Raw genomic sequence first — 14,498 nt, forward strand, 5'->3', positions numbered from 1 at the left:
GAGGGGCGGGGAGGGGGAGGGAGGGGAGGAACGCGAGGGGCCGGGCGGGTCAGGGCTGGACCAGGTCGCTGAGGCTGTCGCCGAGCAGTGCCCGGAGCCGGACCAGCGCCCGCGAGGTCCGGGTGCGCACCGCGCCCGAACCGCAGCGCAGGATCGTCGCCGTCTCCTCGACGCTGACGTCCTCCCAGTAGCGCAGCACCAGCACCGCCCGGTCCCGCGGCGGGAGGGCGCCCAGCGCCTCCAGCAGCGTCACCCGCAGCGTGCTGTCGCTCTCCGCCCCCGGCCGGTCCGGGACCTGCGCGATCGGCCGCTCGCCCGCGCTGCGCCGCCGGTGGTGGCTGATGAACTGCCGGTACAGCACGCCCTGCGCGTACCCGGCCGGGTTCTCGATCGCCCGCCCGCCGAAGAACCGGCCGGGGCGCCGCCACACCGCGTACATCCGGCTCAGCGTCTCCTGGACCAGGTCCTCCGCGAGGTGGGTGTCCCCGCCGGTCAACAGGCACGCGGAGCGGTAGAGGTGGCCGGACCGGTTGGCGGCGAACTCCGCGTACTCCGCGTCCGCGCCGCGCGCTGCTGCTGGTGCCACGATCACCGCTCCCCCGAGGATTCGTACCTGTCACTCTTCAGACGCTGTTCGGTGCACGGGATGTCACAGCGGTTCCGGAGGCGCGGCCCCGGGCGGGGGCGAAACCCCCGGACGGGGCCGAGGGGGTCGTGGTACGAAGATCGGATGACAAGTTACTGGACGGGTGAACGCGTACGCCTGCGTGCGGTCGAGCCGGAGGACGGGCCGTTGCTCGCCCGGCTCTCGGTGGAGGAGGAGCGGCTCGGTGACGCGCTCGACCCGCCGCGCTCCCTCGAGGGGTGGGCGGCCTTCGCCCGCGAGAAGGCCGCCGCGGACCCGACGGCCGACACCTACCAGTTGGTCATCGAGTCGCTGGCCGACGGCACCGCCGTCGGCATGACCAGCGTGCACCGGGCCGACAGCCGTAGCGGCCTGTTCGAGTACGGCATCACCATCGGCGCCGAGCACCGTCGTCGCGGCTACGCGACCGAGGCGGTGTCGCTGCTGCTGCGCCACCAGTTCGAGGAGCGCCGCTGCCACAAGGGCACCGCCCGGGTGTTCGCCCACAACGAGCCCTCGCTGGCCCTGCAGCGGCAGCTCGGCTTCACCGAGGAGGGCCGCCTGCGACGGCACTTCTTCGTCGCGGGTCGGCACCGCGACGTGGTGCTGTTCGCGATGTTCGCCGAGGAGTTCTTCGCCCACCACGGCGGCCCCACCCAGCTCTGAGCCGACCCGCCCCACCCCGTTTGCACGTTCCTGCACGTTCCTGCGCGGGTGACGGCAGTACGGGCGGGAGGCGCCGGCCCGCGCTCTCACCCACCCGTACCGCCGCCGGTCCTCCGCCCCCGGCCCGCGCGGCCCAGCGGGCCCGTACGGGGGCCTACGCCGTCCGCGCCGTCCGCGCGGCGAACGGCCCGTCCAGGGCGGCCCACTGGAGCAGCAGCACGGTCTTGCCGTCGACGATCCGCCCGTCCCGGGTCATCGCCAGCGCCTGGACGAAGGGCAGTTCGAGCACCTCGATGTCCTCGCCGTCCTCCTCCAGCCCGCCGCCGCGCCCGGTCCGGTCGGCGGGGCGGTAGGGCGCGGCGTAGCAGTGCACCCGTTCGGTGACCGAGCCCGGGCTCATGTACGCGTCCAGCACGTGCGTCAACGGGCCGAGTTCCACGCCCAGTTCCTCCAGCCCCTCGCGGCGCACGGCGGAGACCGGGTCGTTCGCGTCGTCCGCGTCGAGCAGCCCGGCCGCCGCCTCGATCAGCATCCCGTCGGGGTGCCCGTTGACGTAGGCGGGGTACCGGAACTGGCGGGTCAGCAGGACGGTGCCGCGCGCGGTGTCGTACGGCAGCACCGCCGCGCCGTTGCCCCGGTCGTAGGTCTCGCGCTGCTGGGTGGTCCACCGGCCGTCGCGGCGGCGGTGGTCGAAGGTGGTGCGGCGCAGTACGTGCCAGCCCTGCGAGGTGAGTTCGACCTCGCGCACCCGCACGTCGGGGTTGCGGTCCAGGTCGCGTCCGGCGCGGTCCAGGCCGGTGCGGCCGCGGTGGTCGGGGAGGTCGATCCCCGGGCGGGAGCCGGTTCCCGGGCGGGTGTTCACGCGTCCTCCCGTCGTGCGCGGTGCGGGAGTTCGGAGACGTCGTGGTAGACCGGCAGGCCGCGGCGGCGGGCGGTGGCGACGTCCAGGTCCGCGCCGGTGGACTCGCCGGGGAGGCGGAGCACCGCGTCGCAGCGGGCGAGCAGCCGGGCCGCGGTCGGGTACAGCACCTGCTCGGCCAGCGGGTCGGTCGGGCCCGCGCCGACCGAGCGGAGCACCGGCAGGGCGATCCACTCGCCGATCACGGGCAGGTGCCCGGCGGCGAAGACCGGCCAGGCGGCGGCCTCCAGCCGGGCCAGGTTGGCGGCCATCGCCGCCGGGTCGCCCCCGGTGCCGGAGCGGTACGGCCCGGCGATCAGGACGAGCAGGGGGGAGTCGGTGTCGGGGTGTGCTGCTGCAGGTGTGGTCATGGGACGCTACGATACATGCAGAAACGTGAATGAACAGGAGAGAATGCGGATGCTGGCTGCTGAACGGCGCGACCACCTGCTCAAACTGCTCGCCCGGGAGGGCAAGGTGGTGGCCAAGGACGTCGCCGCCGAACTCGGCATCTCCGAGGACAGCGTCCGCCGCGACCTGCGCGACCTCGCCGCCGAGGGCCGCTGCCAGCGGGTCTACGGCGGTGCGCTGCCCGCTTCCCCCGCGATGGCGGGCTACGCCGAGCGCCGGTCGGTGAAGCCCGACGGCAAGCGGCGGGTCGCCGCCGCGGCCGTCGACCTGGTCCGCCCCGGCAGCACGCTGATCCTGGACGGCGGCACCACCGCGCTCGCCGTCGCCGGGCTGCTCCCGCCCGACCTCGACTGCACCGTGATCACCCACAGCCCGACGGTCGTCGCCGCCCTGCTCGAACACCCCCGGGCCGAACTGTTCCTGCTCGGCGGCCGGGTGTTCAAGCACTCCGCGGTCGCCTGCGGCGCCGCCGCCGTCGAAGCCGCCCAGAACGTCTCCGCGGACCTCTGCCTGCTCGGCGTCACCGGAGTCCACCCCGACGCGGGCCTCACCACCGGCGACGCCGACGAGGCCGCGATGAAGCGCGCCCTGGCCGCCCGCGCCGCCGAGACCTGGATCCTCGCCTCGGCCGAGAAGATCGGCACCGCCTCCCCGTTCCGCGTCCTGCCCTGGGACCGCATCGCCGGCCTGATCACCGACGCGTCCCCCGACCACCCGACCCTCGACCGCCTCACCGCCTCCGGCGTGGAGATCCGCCGGGCCCACTGACCGGCCCGGTCCGGTCCGGCCCCGTCCTGACCTGTCCCGCCCCGTGCCCCCGCGGCCGGGCTACGGGGTCACAGGCGGTCGGGGTGCGGGCTGCCCCCCCCCCCCCCCCGCAGCAGGGTGTCCACGACGAGGGTGGCGAGGGCGTCGGGGCCCTTCGCGTCCTTCAGATCACGCTCGGCGCCGACACCCTCGCCGAGCTTGACGCGATCTTCCCCTCGCCCGGGCCCAACGGCTCCAAGCCCGCGCCCGAGGCGTACGCCTGCTGAACCCCGGTGCGGCGTAAGCCTGGTGAACCCCGGCGAGGCGGCCGCCCGGTGGGCGAGGAGGCACCCCGCACCACCACCCACCGAGCGGTGCAGGTCAGGCGGTCGCCGTGCGACGGCCGCCGTACGAGGCGACCAGGGCGTCGGCGACGGCCACCGCGTCCGCCCGGGCCGCCTCGGCCGGGTACTCCGGCAGCAGGTCGTCCCAGACGGGCAGCCAGGAGCCGAACAGTTGGCCCTGCCCCTCCGGGCGGGCGAAGAACCAGAGGTGCAGGTGGGCGGCGCCGTCGCCCAGGCGGTAGACGTGGGCCCGGGCGACGTGCGGCCGGGCCTGCACCTGGCGGGCTATGTGCGCGGTGAGCACCCCCATCTCGGCGGCCAGTTCGTCGGGCAGTTCGGCCAGGTCGTAGTGGTCGCGCGGGTAGAGCATCAGTGCCAGCGGCACGCCGACGCCCGTGACCTGGCCCAGCCGCCAGTGGTCGGTGAACCACAGGCCCTCGTCGCGGTCCCGGCAGATCCCGCAGTCCGCCGGGTTCTCGCCGTGCCGCGGCGGTTCGGGCAGCACCGGCGGGCGCAGCGGTGAGACGCGCAGCCCCTCCGGTTCGAACGGGCTGATGTCCCAGCCGGTCATCCGGGCCAGCGGGAGCCGGAGTTCACCGTCGGCGGCCGCACGTGCGTGGTCGTAGAACTCGTCAGGTGTCAAAGCCATGATCGGAAGGTTAAGGGCTGTCCACAGGGGGTCAACTGCGGGACGGCCCCCGGCCCTCGGGCGCGGTCAGGCCGGCTCGGGCAGCGGGAAGCTGCGGCGCATCAGGGCGTCGAAGGCCGCGTCCGGCAGCAGGCGCTTGGCCAGCATGGTGGAGCGGGCCAGCGCGCCGATCGCGTACCGGGCGCGCGGCCGGGCGGCGGTCGCGGCGCGGACGATCACCTTGGTCGCGGCCTCCGCGGTGACGGCGCCGTTGCGACGGGTGAACGTCCGCTGGGCGTACATGTCGGCGAGCCGGGTGCGGAAGGAGCCGTACGGGTCGGCGGGGTCGGCGGCGGGGTGCATGGTGCCGACCGCGGTGGCACCGAACTCGGTGATGGTGGGGCCGGGTTGGACCACGACGACCTCGATGCCGAACGGTGCGACCTCCAGCCGCAGCGAGTCGCTGATCGCCTCCACCGCGTGCTTGCTGGCGTGGTAGAAGGCGCCGCCGGGCGGGGAGAAACGGCCCGCCATCGAGGAGATGTTGACGATCCGGCCCCGCCCGGCGCGGCGCATCCCGGGCAGCACCAGCTGGGCCATCCGGACCAGGCCGAAGACGTTGGTGTCGAACTGGGCGCGGACCTCGTCCGGGGTGGCCGACTCCACCGGCAGGTGCAGCCCGTACGCGGCGTTGTTGACCAGGACGTCGACGCTGCCGTGCGCGGCCTCGACCGCGGCGACCGCGTCGGTCATCGACCGCTCGTCGGTGACGTCGAGCGGCAGGGTCGCGATGTCGAGCGCGGCCAGGTCGGCGAGCGTCTCGGGGCGGCGGGCGGTGGCGTACACCCGGTGGCCGAGGCCGTGCAGGGCCAGGGCGGTCCGGCGGCCCATGCCGGAGGAGCAGCCGGTGATCAGGACGGTCCGGGGCGGGGTCATCGGTCGGCCTTTCGGTGGAGGAGGTCCCAGACGGCGGCTTCGGCGCGGTCCAGGTCCTCGGCGGGGAGGGCGTCGAGGCCGCCCGCCGGGCGGACGAGCTTCACCAGGCCCGTGAAGGCGCCGAGGGCGAGGCCGACCAGCTGCTCGGCGTCGCCGTCGCGGATCGCGCCGCCGCGCTGGCCGCGCTCGATGAAGTCGGCGGCCAGCCGGTGCAGTTCGTCGGCCAGGGCGCGGCTCTCGGGGTCGAGGAAGGTGTCGTGCTGCTGGTGCTCCAGGAACACGAAGGCGTCCGGATGAGCGCTCGCGTAACGGGTGAAGCCGCGCCAGAAGCGGGCGAACTCCTCCCGGGCGGTGCCGGTCGGGCCGCCGTCGGCGAGCGCTCCGGCGAGGGTGTCGAGCAGGGTGCGCTTGGCGTGCCGGAACGCAGCGTTGCCCAGCGCCTCCTTGCTCGGGAAGTACCGGTAGATGCTGCCCACGCCGACGCCCGCGTGCTGGGCGACGGCGGGCATCTGGGTGCCCTCGTAGGTGCGCTCGGCGAACAGCGCGAGGGCGGAGTCGATCAGCAGCCGGTCCAGGTCCGGTCGTTTCGGCGTCACGGAATGAATGTTCATTCCGCTGGAGACGGATGTCAAGCGGCCCCGGACCCCGGTTGCGGCGGGATCCCTTGACATCGTTCACGCCACAAGTGGTACCTTCCCATTATCATTCACGACTCGAATGATTAACGGGGGTGGGTATGGAGACGAGTGCGGGAACGGGCCTGACGCTGCTCGACGCGGCGGCGTTCGCGGCGGAGCTGGCGGTGTACGCGGCGGTCGCCCGGTGGGCCTGGCGCCTGCCGCTGCACGGGCTCCGGGTCCACCGCCCGCGACGGAAGCCGGCCCGCCTGCTGCTCGCGTGCGCCGCGGTGGCCGGACTGGCCGTGCTGTGGGGGTGGTTCGCCGCCCCGACGGCCGACCGGCCGTTGCACGGCGCGGCCCGGGTGGCGTTCGAGGTCTGCTGGTTCGGTGCGGGCGCGGCGGCCGCGCTGCACACGCACGTCCGCCGGGGGCGGTCGGTGTGAGCGGCGCGGCCGCACGGAGCCCGACGGGGCGTCAGTTGACGGCGGCCAGGTGGTTCTTGAGGCCGAGGCCGAACGCGGTCGGGGTGCCGTCGAAGTTGGAGATCAGCGACGGGCCCTGGCCGCAGTCCCAGGTGTTCCAGGTCCAGCCGAGGTAGGAGACCTTGGCGGCGTCGGCCCAGGACATCACCTGGTCGATGAAGGAGTGGGCGCAGTCGTTCTCACCGATCTCGCCGACCACCACCGGGACCTGGGCGGCCAGCGGTGCCACGGTCGAGTTCCAGCAGGACTGGCTGGCGCAGGTGTTGAAGTTGTACACGTGCCAGGACGCGGCCAGGTTGCCCGCCGGGTCGGTGGGCTTGTGGGCCAGCCACTGGCCGAGGTCGTTGGAGTAGGCCAGGCCGCCGAGCAGGATGACGTTGTTCGCCCCGGCGGTGCGGACGGCGTTCACCAGCGTCTGCATGCCGCTGACCGGGTAGTTGATGCCGGGGCAGGCGCTGCCGCCGTCCCGCCAGCAGTTCCACGCCTGGTCGATGCCGGAGACGGCGCGGTCCGCGTAGGGCTCGTTGAGCAGGTCGAAGACCACCGACGGATCGTTCTTGAAGGTGCTCGCGACGGAGGACCAGAAGGTCGCGGCACCGGCGCCCGGCATCGGCTTCTGGCAGGTCGAGTTGACGTCCGAGCAGCCCGAGGAGTTGCCGGTGTAGAGGCCCTGGGTCCAGTGCAGGTCGATGATCGGGGTGATCCCGGCGTCCCGCAGCGCGTAGACGAAGTTCTTCACCGCGGTGCGGTAGTTCTCGCCCGCGTACTCCGGCTTGACGTTGGAGTAGCCGTTCCAGCAGTCCTCGTTGACGGGGACGCGGACGGCGTTGGCCTTCCAGCTCTTGATCGCGGCGATCGAGGCGGCGTCCACCGGCCCGTCGGAGAAGCCGTAGCCCTGCACGCACATGAACTCCATGCCGGAGCGGTTCACGCCGCGCAGGATCACCTGCGAACCGTTGGCGTCCACCAGCTTGTTGCCGGAGACGTGCAGCGCCGGGGCCTTGCCGCTGCCGGTGCTCCCGGAGGAGGAGGCCGAGGGCGACGGCGACGCCGAAGCAGAGGCCGAAGCAGAGGCCGAAGCAGAGGCCGAAGCAGAGGCCGAAGCCGAAGCGGAGGCAGAAGCAGAGGCCGAAGCAGAAGCAGAGGGGGAGGCCGAAGCCGAGGCGGACGGCGTGGGCGACGGGCTCGCCGCGCCGTTGCAGGCCACGCCGTTGACGGTGAACGAGGTGGGAGCCGCGTTGGTGCCGCTGTACGAGAAGTTGGCGCCCGCGCTGACCGAGCCGCCCGCCGCGATGGTGCCCGCCCAGGCGGGGGCCGCGACGGTGACGTTCTTGCCGGACTGGCTCCAGGTGCCGTTCCAGCCGCTGCCCGAGAGCGTCTGGTTGCCGGTGTAGGAGTAGCCGATGCTCCAGTTGTCGATCGGGGTGGTGCCGGGGTTGGTAAGTTTCACGTTCGCGGTGAAGCCGCTACCCCAGTCGTTCGCCGTGTAGTCGACGGAGCACTGGACACCGGCGGCTGCCGCGGGGCCGGCGCCGGTGAGGGCGAGGGTGGCCGCAGCGGTCGCGGCCAGCGCCGAGACCAGCGCCAGGGTGGTGGTGCGGAGAGTCATGTCCGACTTCCTCGGAGGGGGAGAAATGGGCGCGCTCCCACGGGCCCGACCCGAACGATAGCCAGGGGTAAGGCAGTTGCCAACACGCTCCGGCTGCGCACTCCTGTGCGCACTCCCTTGACAGTAGGCGTGCCCCTCCCGATATTTGGGAGCGCTCCCACAGAACGGCCCCGGCGGATCCACGCCAGCAGGACCCCAGCAGGACCTCAGCAGACCCCACCGGGAGGACCTCGCGGAAGGCCCCAACCTCCGCACCGGGTTCCCCGGACGACCTCGCAGGACGCCCTGCCGGATCCGCCCCGCGCACCACCGTCCCCGGACTCCCCCACCCACCCCATCCGAGGAGCCGTCATGTCCTCCCCGCCCCGCAACCGGACGACCCGCCCCCGGGTCTCGGCGCTCACCGCCGCCCTCACGCTGCTCGCCGCCGGTCTGTCGACCGCCGTGGCCGTCCCGGCGTCCGCCGCCGTGGTCCAGTGTTCCGTCGACTACACGGCGAACGACTGGGGCAGCGGCTTCACCGCCAACGTGGCGATCAACAACAAGGGCACCGCCGCGATCAACGGCTGGACGCTCACCTACTCCTACACCGGCAACCAGACGCTCTCGGGCAGCGGCTGGAACGGCACCTGGAGCCAGTCCGGCAAGAACGTCACCGTCGCCGCCCCGGCCTGGTCGGGCACCATCGCGGCGGGCGGCTCGGCCACCGCGGGCGCCAACTTCTCGTACAGCGGCACCAACACGGCGCCGACCGCCTTCGCGGTCAACGGCACCAGCTGCACCGGCGCGCACGCGGCCCCGACCACCGCCCTGACCAGCCCCGCCCCGGGCGCCAACTACCAGGCGGGGGCGGCCATCCCGCTCTCGGCGACGGCCTCGGCGGCGGACGGCGCGAGCATCAGCAAGGTCGAGTTCTACGACAACACCACGCTGATCGGCACCGCCACCACCGCCCCGTACACCTTCAACTGGACGGGTGCGGCCAGCGGCAGCCACTCGATCTACGCCAAGGCGTACGACAGCCTGGGCGCGAGCAGCGAGTCGACCCCGGCGGGCATCACGGTCGCGACCGGTCCGGCGATCAGCGCGACCCCGCTGACCCTGTCGGTGAACCAGGGCAAGACCGGCAGCTTCGCCCTGAAGCTCACCAGCCAGCCGAGCGCGAACGTCACCGTCACCACCACCCGGACCTCGGGCAACACCGGTCTGTCGATCAGCTCCGGCGCGACGCTGACCTTCACCCCGAGCAACTGGTCGACGGCGCAGAACGTCACGCTCGCCGCCGACGCCTCCTCCACCGGCTCGGCCACCTTCACCTCCAGCGCCACCGGGTACACCTCCTCGGCGGTCACGGTGACCGAACTGGCCGCCGCCTCGGGCGTGTACAACGACCGGTTCCTGCAGCTGTACAACAAGATCAAGGACCCGGCGAACGGCTACTTCTCGCCGGAGGGCATCCCCTACCACTCGGTGGAGACCCTGCTGGTCGAGGCCCCCGACCAGGGGCACGAGACCACCTCGGAGGCGTACTCGTACCTGCTCTGGCTGGAGGCCCAGTACGGGCGGGTCACCCAGGACTGGTCGAAGTTCAACGCGGCATGGACGCTCATGGAGACGTACATGATCCCGGGGCACGTCGACCAGCCGACCAACGCGTTCTACAACGCCTCCAAGCCGGCCACCTACGCGCCCGAGCGCCCGCTGCCGAGCGACTACCCGGCCGCGCTGGACCCCTCGGTCACCGCGGGCAGCGACCCGATCGCCGGTGAGCTGAAGAGCGCGTACGGCACCGACGACATCTACGGCATGCACTGGCTGCAGGACGTCGACAACGTCTACGGCTACGGCAACGCGCCCGGCAAGTGCGAGGCCGGCCCGTCCGACACCGGCCCGTCCTTCATCAACACCTACCAGCGGGGCGCGCAGGAGTCGGTCTTCGAGACCATCCCGCAGCCCACCTGCGACAGCTTCAAGTACGGTGGCAAGAACGGGTACCTGGACCTGTTCGTCAAGGACAGCTCCTACGCCAAGCAGTGGAAGTACACTGACGCGCCGGACGCCGACGCGCGCGCCATCCAGGCCGCCTACTGGGCCGACACCTGGGCCAAGGCGCAGGGCAACGGCGCGAAGGTCGCCACCACGGTGGCCAAGGCCGGCAAGATGGGCGACTACCTGCGGTACGCGTTCTTCGACAAGTACTTCAAGCAGGTCGGCAACTGCGTCGGCGCCACCACCTGCGCGCCGGGCAGCGGCAAGACCTCCGAGCACTACCTGCTGTCCTGGTACTACGCCTGGGGCGGCGCCACCGACACCTCGGCCGGCTGGTCCTGGCGGATCGGCGACAGCGCGGCGCACGGCGGCTACCAGAACCCGATGGCCGCGTACGCGCTGGTCAACAACCCGGCGATGGCCCCCAAGTCGGCCACCGGCAAGGCCGACTGGACCACCTCGATGGCCCGCCAGGTCGAGTTCACCCAGTGGCTGCAGTCCAACGAGGGCGCGATCGCGGGCGGTGCCACCAACAGCTGGGAGGGGAACTACGGGACCCCGCCGGCCGGCACCCCGACCTTCTACGGGATGTTCTACGACGAGGCGCCGGTCTACCACGACCCGGCCTCCAACCAGTGGTTCGGCTTCCAGGCCTGGGGCCTGGAGCGGATGGCGGAGTACTACTACTCCAGCAACGACCCGAAGGCCAAGGCCATCCTGGACAAGTGGGTGACCTGGGCGCTGTCCAAGACCACCTTCAACGCGGACGGCAGCTACCAGATCCCGTCCACGCTGGCCTGGAGCGGCAAGCCGGACACCTGGAACGCCACCTCCCCGGGCGCCAACAGCGGCCTGCACGTGAGCGTCGTCGACTACACCAGCGACGTCGGCGTGGCCGGCTCGTACGCCAAGCTGCTGTCGTACTACGCGGCCAAGTCCGGCAACACGGCGGCCAAGACCGCGGCGCAGAAGCTGCTCGACGGCATGTGGACCAACAACCAGGACGCGCTGGGCATCTCCATCCCGGAGACCCGCGCCGACTACAGCCGCTTCAACGACTCGGTCTCGGTGCCGAGCGGCTGGACCGGCACCATGCCCAACGGTGACCCGATCAACAGCACCTCCACCTTCCTGTCGATCCGGTCCTGGTACAAGAACGACCCGTCGTTCGCCAAGGTCCAGGCGTACCTGAACGGCGGCGCCGCGCCGACCTTCACGTACCACCGGTTCTGGGCGCAGGCCGACATCGCCACGGCGATGGCGACCTACGGCGAGCTGTTCGGCGGCTGAGCGACCGCCACCCCCGACGGCTGACCCGCCGTCACCCGAGCGCGAGTGCCCGGTCCGACCGACAGCGGACCGGGCACTCGCCCGTTATGAGGAGATTCCCCTACTGCCTCTTGATTTTTGTCATATGGGGTGAATAGTCTCCCGGCCATTCGGACGCCATCGATCACCCACGATCGCGCCGCCGACACTCGGGAGGGTCAACCCCTATGAGCGTTCCCCGGATCCGCCGCTCCGCACTCACCACCGCCGCGGCCTGTCTCGCACTCGCCACGACCGGAGCACTGGCCCTGCCCGCCACCGCGGCCGCGGCCGAGACCGCCGACGGCCCGCTGCTCAGCTACGTGGTCAACACCAGGGCCAACCACGGCCAGACCCAGAAGGCCGAGCGCGAGGTCAGGGCGGCCGGCGGCACCGTGGTCGCCTCGTACGAACAGATAGGCGTGGTGGTCGCCCGCTCCGCCGACCCCGGCTTCGCGGCCAAGCTGCGCGCCTCCAGGGCGATCGACTCGGTCGGCGCCAGCCGCACCGCGGGCATCCAGGCCGGGGGAGCGGAGGGCGTCGTCCAGGAGGCCGAGGTGCCCGCCGCCGCGCCCGCCGACGGCAGCGAACCGCTCTGGGCCAACCAGTGGGACATGCGGCAGATCGGCGTCGACCGGGCGCACGAGAAGACGCTCGGCAGCCGCGCGGTGGTGGTCGGCGTGCTCGACTCCGGCATCGACGCCACCCACGAGGACCTCGCCGCCAACGTCGACCCGAAGCTCTCCGCGTCCTGCCTCAGCGGCCGCCCCGACACCGACTGGCAGTCCTGGCAGCCCACCACCAGCAGCCACGGCACCCACGTGGCGGGCACCATCGCCGCCGCCAAGAACGGCAAGGGCATCGAGGGCATCGCCCCCGGCGTCCGGCTGGCCGCCGTCAAGGTGGTCGACGACGGCGGGTTCATCTACCCCGAGTACGCGATCTGCGGCTTCGTCTGGGCCGCCGAGCACCACTTCCAGGTCACCAACAACAGCTACTACGTCGACCCGTGGATGTTCAACTGCGCGGACGACCCGGACCAGGCCGCCGTCAGCGAGGCCGTCCGCCGGGCCGTCGACTACTCCCGCCGCAACGGGGTGCTGAACGTCGCCGCCGCGGGCAACGAGAACATCGACCTGGCGCACAAGACCGTCGACACCTCCAGCCCCGACGACACCGACCCGGTCACCCGGCCGATCGACGACAGCTGCCTCGACCTGCCCGCCGAACTGCCCGGCGTGGTCGCGGTCTCCGCCGTCGGCGCCAAGGGCGACAAGTCCTACTACTCCAGCTACGGGCTGAACAAGGTCGCCGTCGCGGCCCCCGGCGGCGACAGCCGCTACCAGGTGCCCGACACCCCCGACCGGCGCGGCGCGGTGCTCTCCACCATCCCGGGCGGCAAGTACGGCTACAGCTCCGGCACTTCGATGGCCTCCCCGCACGTGGCGGGCGTCGCCGCCCTGCTCGCCTCCACCCACCCGTGGGCCGGGCCCGAACAGCTGCGCACCCTCCTGCTCGGGCAGGCCGACCCGCACGCCTGCCCGGCGGGCGGCGTCCTCGACCCCGGTGGCACCGGCAGCTACAAGGCCACCTGCGAGGGCACCGACACCCACAACGGCTTCTACGGCGCGGGCGTGGTCTCCGCCGCCAAGGCGGCCGACTGGTGGCGCAACTGACCCGACCTCAGCGCGCCGCCCTCACTCCCCGCCGACGTGCCGGGACCAGTCCGACTCCACCGGAGCCAGACCGGCCCGGTTCGGCACCTGCTTCAACCAGGCCGGACGGGCCGCCAGCCGCGCCGCGGCGGCCCGCTCCTCGGCGGCCCGGATCTGCTCGGGCGTCGCGAAGCCCTCCGGCAGCCAGGCCGCCGAGTGCGCCACCCGGGCGGCCAGGTGCTGCACGTACGCCTCCCGCACCGCGGCCGGCGAGTCGAAACCCGGCTCGTCGGCCAGCCAGGCGTCCGGCACCAGTGCGGCCACCTCGGCCAGCAGCTCCGGCGTCACCAGCGGGCGGAGGGCCGCGTCGGCGGCCGCCAGGTCGGGCCCGTAGCCGCCCAGCACGTGGCCGCTCAGGTCGTAGCGCCGGTGCACCGAGGCCGCGGCGGACGCCCAGCGGTGGTGGAACACCAGGCCCGCGCCGTTGTCGATCAGCCACAGCCGCCCGTGCCACACCATCAGGTTGGGGTTGTGCACGCTGCGGTCGACGTTCCCGGTCAGCGCGTCCAGCCACACCACCCGGCCCGCCTCCTCCGGCGGCACCCCGATCATCCCGGGCCGGAAGTCCCGCGCCCCCGGCAGCAGGTCCATCCCGAGGTTGCGCCCCGCACTGGCCCGCAGCAGGTCCTGGATCTCCTGGTCCGGCTCGTCCGCGGCCACCGCCGGATCGAAGTCCACCAGCACCAGCGGCGGCACCCGCAACCCCAGCCGCCGCGCCAGCTCCCCCACGATCACCTCGGCCACCAGCGCCTTCACGCCCTGCGCCGCCCCGGTGAACTTCACCACGTACGTCCCCAGGTCGTCGGCCTCCACCACCCCGGGCACCGACCCGCCCGCCCGCAGCGGATCGACATAGCGCAGCGCCTTCACCTCATCGAGCATCCGCCCACCCTAACGCGGAGGGACGCCCCCGGTTTGGCGGCTGTCCGGGGCGGTGATTGGGTGGGGCCGACCGTCGAGCAGCCGACCGAGGAGATGTGAAGCGATGGGCAAGGTGCACGCCACCACCGAGCGGACGTACGGGGCCGACCCGGCCCGGGTGTACGAGGTGCTGGCCGACTACGCGGTGACCCGGCCGAAGCTGCTGCCCGCGCAGTACAGCGAGTACGAGGTGCGGGCGGGGGGCCAGGGCGCGGGGACGCAGGTGCACTGGAAGCTGCAGGCGACCGAGAGCCGGGTGCGGGACTGCCTGTTCACGGTGTCGGCGCCCAGCCCGGAGAAGCTGGTGGAGACCGACGCCAACTCCTCGATGGTGATCACCTGGACGGTCTCGGCGGCCGGCGAGAGCGGCAGCAAGGTCACGGTGGAGGCGGACTGGACGGGCGCCGGCGGCATCGGCGGCTTCTTCGAGCGGACGTTCGCGCCGAAGGGCCTGAACCGGATCCACGACCAGGTGCTGGCCAACCTGGCGGCCGAGCTCGGCTGAGCCGGGCCGGAGCCCCCGCAGTACTCGGACACCCGTGCGGCGCGTCATCCGTACGGGTGTTTGGCTTCCCCGGGACGGGTGAAGCGGGCCCGGG

Annotated in this window: 14 protein-coding genes; 6 read left to right on the top strand and 8 right to left on the bottom strand. The window is 72.7% G+C overall.

Annotated elements, in window-relative coordinates; translation table 11 throughout:
- Window positions 1-49: 49 nt before the first annotated feature.
- Window positions 50-586 (bottom strand): SigE family RNA polymerase sigma factor, encoded by a 537-nt coding sequence (locus OO57_RS22790; RefSeq protein WP_033254492.1) that lies wholly within the window; start codon window positions 584-586, stop codon window positions 50-52.
- A 144-nt stretch (window positions 587-730) separates the two neighbouring features.
- On the opposite strand from OO57_RS22790, the gene OO57_RS22795 reads away from it, so the two are divergent.
- Entirely contained in the window at window positions 731-1,291 is a 561-nt protein-coding gene (locus OO57_RS22795) for a GNAT family N-acetyltransferase (protein WP_033254466.1), read from the top strand.
- A 154-nt stretch (window positions 1,292-1,445) separates the two neighbouring features.
- Here OO57_RS22795 and OO57_RS22800 read toward each other — a convergent pair whose 3' ends face one another.
- Both OO57_RS22800 and OO57_RS22805 read right to left on the bottom strand, forming a co-directional pair.
- Complete coding sequence (locus OO57_RS22800; RefSeq protein ID WP_033254467.1) at window positions 1,446-2,153, bottom strand: NUDIX domain-containing protein; 708 nt, start codon at window positions 2,151-2,153, stop codon at window positions 1,446-1,448.
- Window positions 2,150-2,560, bottom strand: coding sequence for an NUDIX hydrolase (locus tag OO57_RS22805; protein ID WP_033254468.1), 411 nt, complete (start codon window positions 2,558-2,560; stop codon window positions 2,150-2,152). The genes OO57_RS22800 and OO57_RS22805 overlap by 4 nt, the downstream gene beginning before the upstream one ends.
- Before the next feature lie 49 nt (window positions 2,561-2,609).
- Between OO57_RS22805 and OO57_RS22810 the strand changes: the two genes are divergently transcribed.
- Entirely contained in the window at window positions 2,610-3,368 is a 759-nt protein-coding gene (locus tag OO57_RS22810) for a DeoR/GlpR family DNA-binding transcription regulator (protein WP_033254469.1), read from the top strand.
- Between the two features lie 360 nt (window positions 3,369-3,728).
- Here OO57_RS22810 and OO57_RS22820 read toward each other — a convergent pair whose 3' ends face one another.
- The 3 genes from OO57_RS22820 to OO57_RS39705 all read right to left on the bottom strand — a co-directional run bounded on the left by OO57_RS22820 (window position 3,729) and on the right by OO57_RS39705 (window position 5,851).
- Window positions 3,729-4,340, bottom strand: coding sequence for a hypothetical protein (locus OO57_RS22820; protein ID WP_033254471.1), 612 nt, complete (start codon window positions 4,338-4,340; stop codon window positions 3,729-3,731).
- 66 nt (window positions 4,341-4,406) lie between these two features.
- On the bottom strand, window positions 4,407-5,255 hold the full coding sequence (locus tag OO57_RS22825; RefSeq protein ID WP_033254472.1) for an SDR family NAD(P)-dependent oxidoreductase: 849 nt from the start codon (window positions 5,253-5,255) through the stop codon (window positions 4,407-4,409).
- Window positions 5,252-5,851, bottom strand: a complete 600-nt coding sequence (locus OO57_RS39705; RefSeq protein ID WP_051778106.1) for a TetR/AcrR family transcriptional regulator — start codon at window positions 5,849-5,851, stop codon at window positions 5,252-5,254. The genes OO57_RS22825 and OO57_RS39705 overlap by 4 nt, the downstream gene beginning before the upstream one ends.
- A gap of 140 nt (window positions 5,852-5,991) precedes the next feature.
- Between OO57_RS39705 and OO57_RS22835 the strand changes: the two genes are divergently transcribed.
- Window positions 5,992-6,318, top strand: a complete 327-nt coding sequence (locus OO57_RS22835; protein ID WP_033254473.1) for a DUF2568 domain-containing protein — start codon at window positions 5,992-5,994, stop codon at window positions 6,316-6,318.
- A 31-nt stretch (window positions 6,319-6,349) separates the two neighbouring features.
- On the opposite strand, the gene OO57_RS22840 is transcribed toward OO57_RS22835, so the two are convergent.
- A complete protein-coding gene (locus OO57_RS22840) occupies window positions 6,350-7,966 on the bottom strand; it encodes a cellulase family glycosylhydrolase (RefSeq protein WP_033254474.1) in 1,617 nt (538 codons plus the stop codon).
- A gap of 351 nt (window positions 7,967-8,317) precedes the next feature.
- On the opposite strand from OO57_RS22840, the gene OO57_RS22845 reads away from it, so the two are divergent.
- The gene (locus OO57_RS22845) at window positions 8,318-11,245 is read left to right on the top strand and encodes a glycoside hydrolase family 48 protein (RefSeq protein WP_033254475.1); all 2,928 of its coding nucleotides are present in this window, start codon (window positions 8,318-8,320) and stop codon (window positions 11,243-11,245) included.
- 206 nt (window positions 11,246-11,451) lie between these two features.
- Window positions 11,452-12,939 carry a S8 family peptidase gene (locus OO57_RS22850; RefSeq protein WP_033254476.1) on the top strand — a complete coding sequence of 496 codons (1,488 nt, stop codon included), beginning with the start codon at window positions 11,452-11,454 and terminating at the stop codon, window positions 12,937-12,939.
- A gap of 21 nt (window positions 12,940-12,960) precedes the next feature.
- Here OO57_RS22850 and OO57_RS22855 read toward each other — a convergent pair whose 3' ends face one another.
- A complete protein-coding gene (locus tag OO57_RS22855) occupies window positions 12,961-13,860 on the bottom strand; it encodes a HipA family kinase (protein ID WP_033254477.1) in 900 nt (299 codons plus the stop codon).
- Window positions 13,861-13,963: 103 nt separating this feature from the next.
- On the opposite strand from OO57_RS22855, the gene OO57_RS22860 reads away from it, so the two are divergent.
- Window positions 13,964-14,404 carry an SRPBCC family protein gene (locus OO57_RS22860; RefSeq protein ID WP_033254478.1) on the top strand — a complete coding sequence of 147 codons (441 nt, stop codon included), beginning with the start codon at window positions 13,964-13,966 and terminating at the stop codon, window positions 14,402-14,404.
- Window positions 14,405-14,498 lie beyond the last annotated feature (94 nt).

The organism is Kitasatospora phosalacinea (assembly GCF_000717185.1).
GTDB lineage: Bacteria > Actinomycetota > Actinomycetes > Streptomycetales > Streptomycetaceae > Kitasatospora > Kitasatospora phosalacinea_A.

Coding starts and splice junctions, on each gene's coding strand:
- OO57_RS22845 (WP_033254475.1), top strand. CDS start 8,318: ATGTCCTCCCCGCCCCGCAACCGGACGACCCGCCCCCGGGTCTCGGCG.
- OO57_RS22840 (WP_033254474.1), bottom strand. CDS start 7,966: ATGACTCTCCGCACCACCACCCTGGCGCTGGTCTCGGCGCTGGCCGCG.
- OO57_RS22850 (WP_033254476.1), top strand. CDS start 11,452: ATGAGCGTTCCCCGGATCCGCCGCTCCGCACTCACCACCGCCGCGGCC.
- OO57_RS22820 (WP_033254471.1), bottom strand. CDS start 4,340: ATGGCTTTGACACCTGACGAGTTCTACGACCACGCACGTGCGGCCGCC.
- OO57_RS22805 (WP_033254468.1), bottom strand. CDS start 2,560: ATGACCACACCTGCAGCAGCACACCCCGACACCGACTCCCCCCTGCTC.
- OO57_RS22810 (WP_033254469.1), top strand. CDS start 2,610: ATGCTGGCTGCTGAACGGCGCGACCACCTGCTCAAACTGCTCGCCCGG.
- OO57_RS22835 (WP_033254473.1), top strand. CDS start 5,992: ATGGAGACGAGTGCGGGAACGGGCCTGACGCTGCTCGACGCGGCGGCG.
- OO57_RS22855 (WP_033254477.1), bottom strand. CDS start 13,860: ATGCTCGATGAGGTGAAGGCGCTGCGCTATGTCGATCCGCTGCGGGCG.
- OO57_RS22860 (WP_033254478.1), top strand. CDS start 13,964: ATGGGCAAGGTGCACGCCACCACCGAGCGGACGTACGGGGCCGACCCG.
- OO57_RS22825 (WP_033254472.1), bottom strand. CDS start 5,255: ATGACCCCGCCCCGGACCGTCCTGATCACCGGCTGCTCCTCCGGCATG.
- OO57_RS22795 (WP_033254466.1), top strand. CDS start 731: ATGACAAGTTACTGGACGGGTGAACGCGTACGCCTGCGTGCGGTCGAG.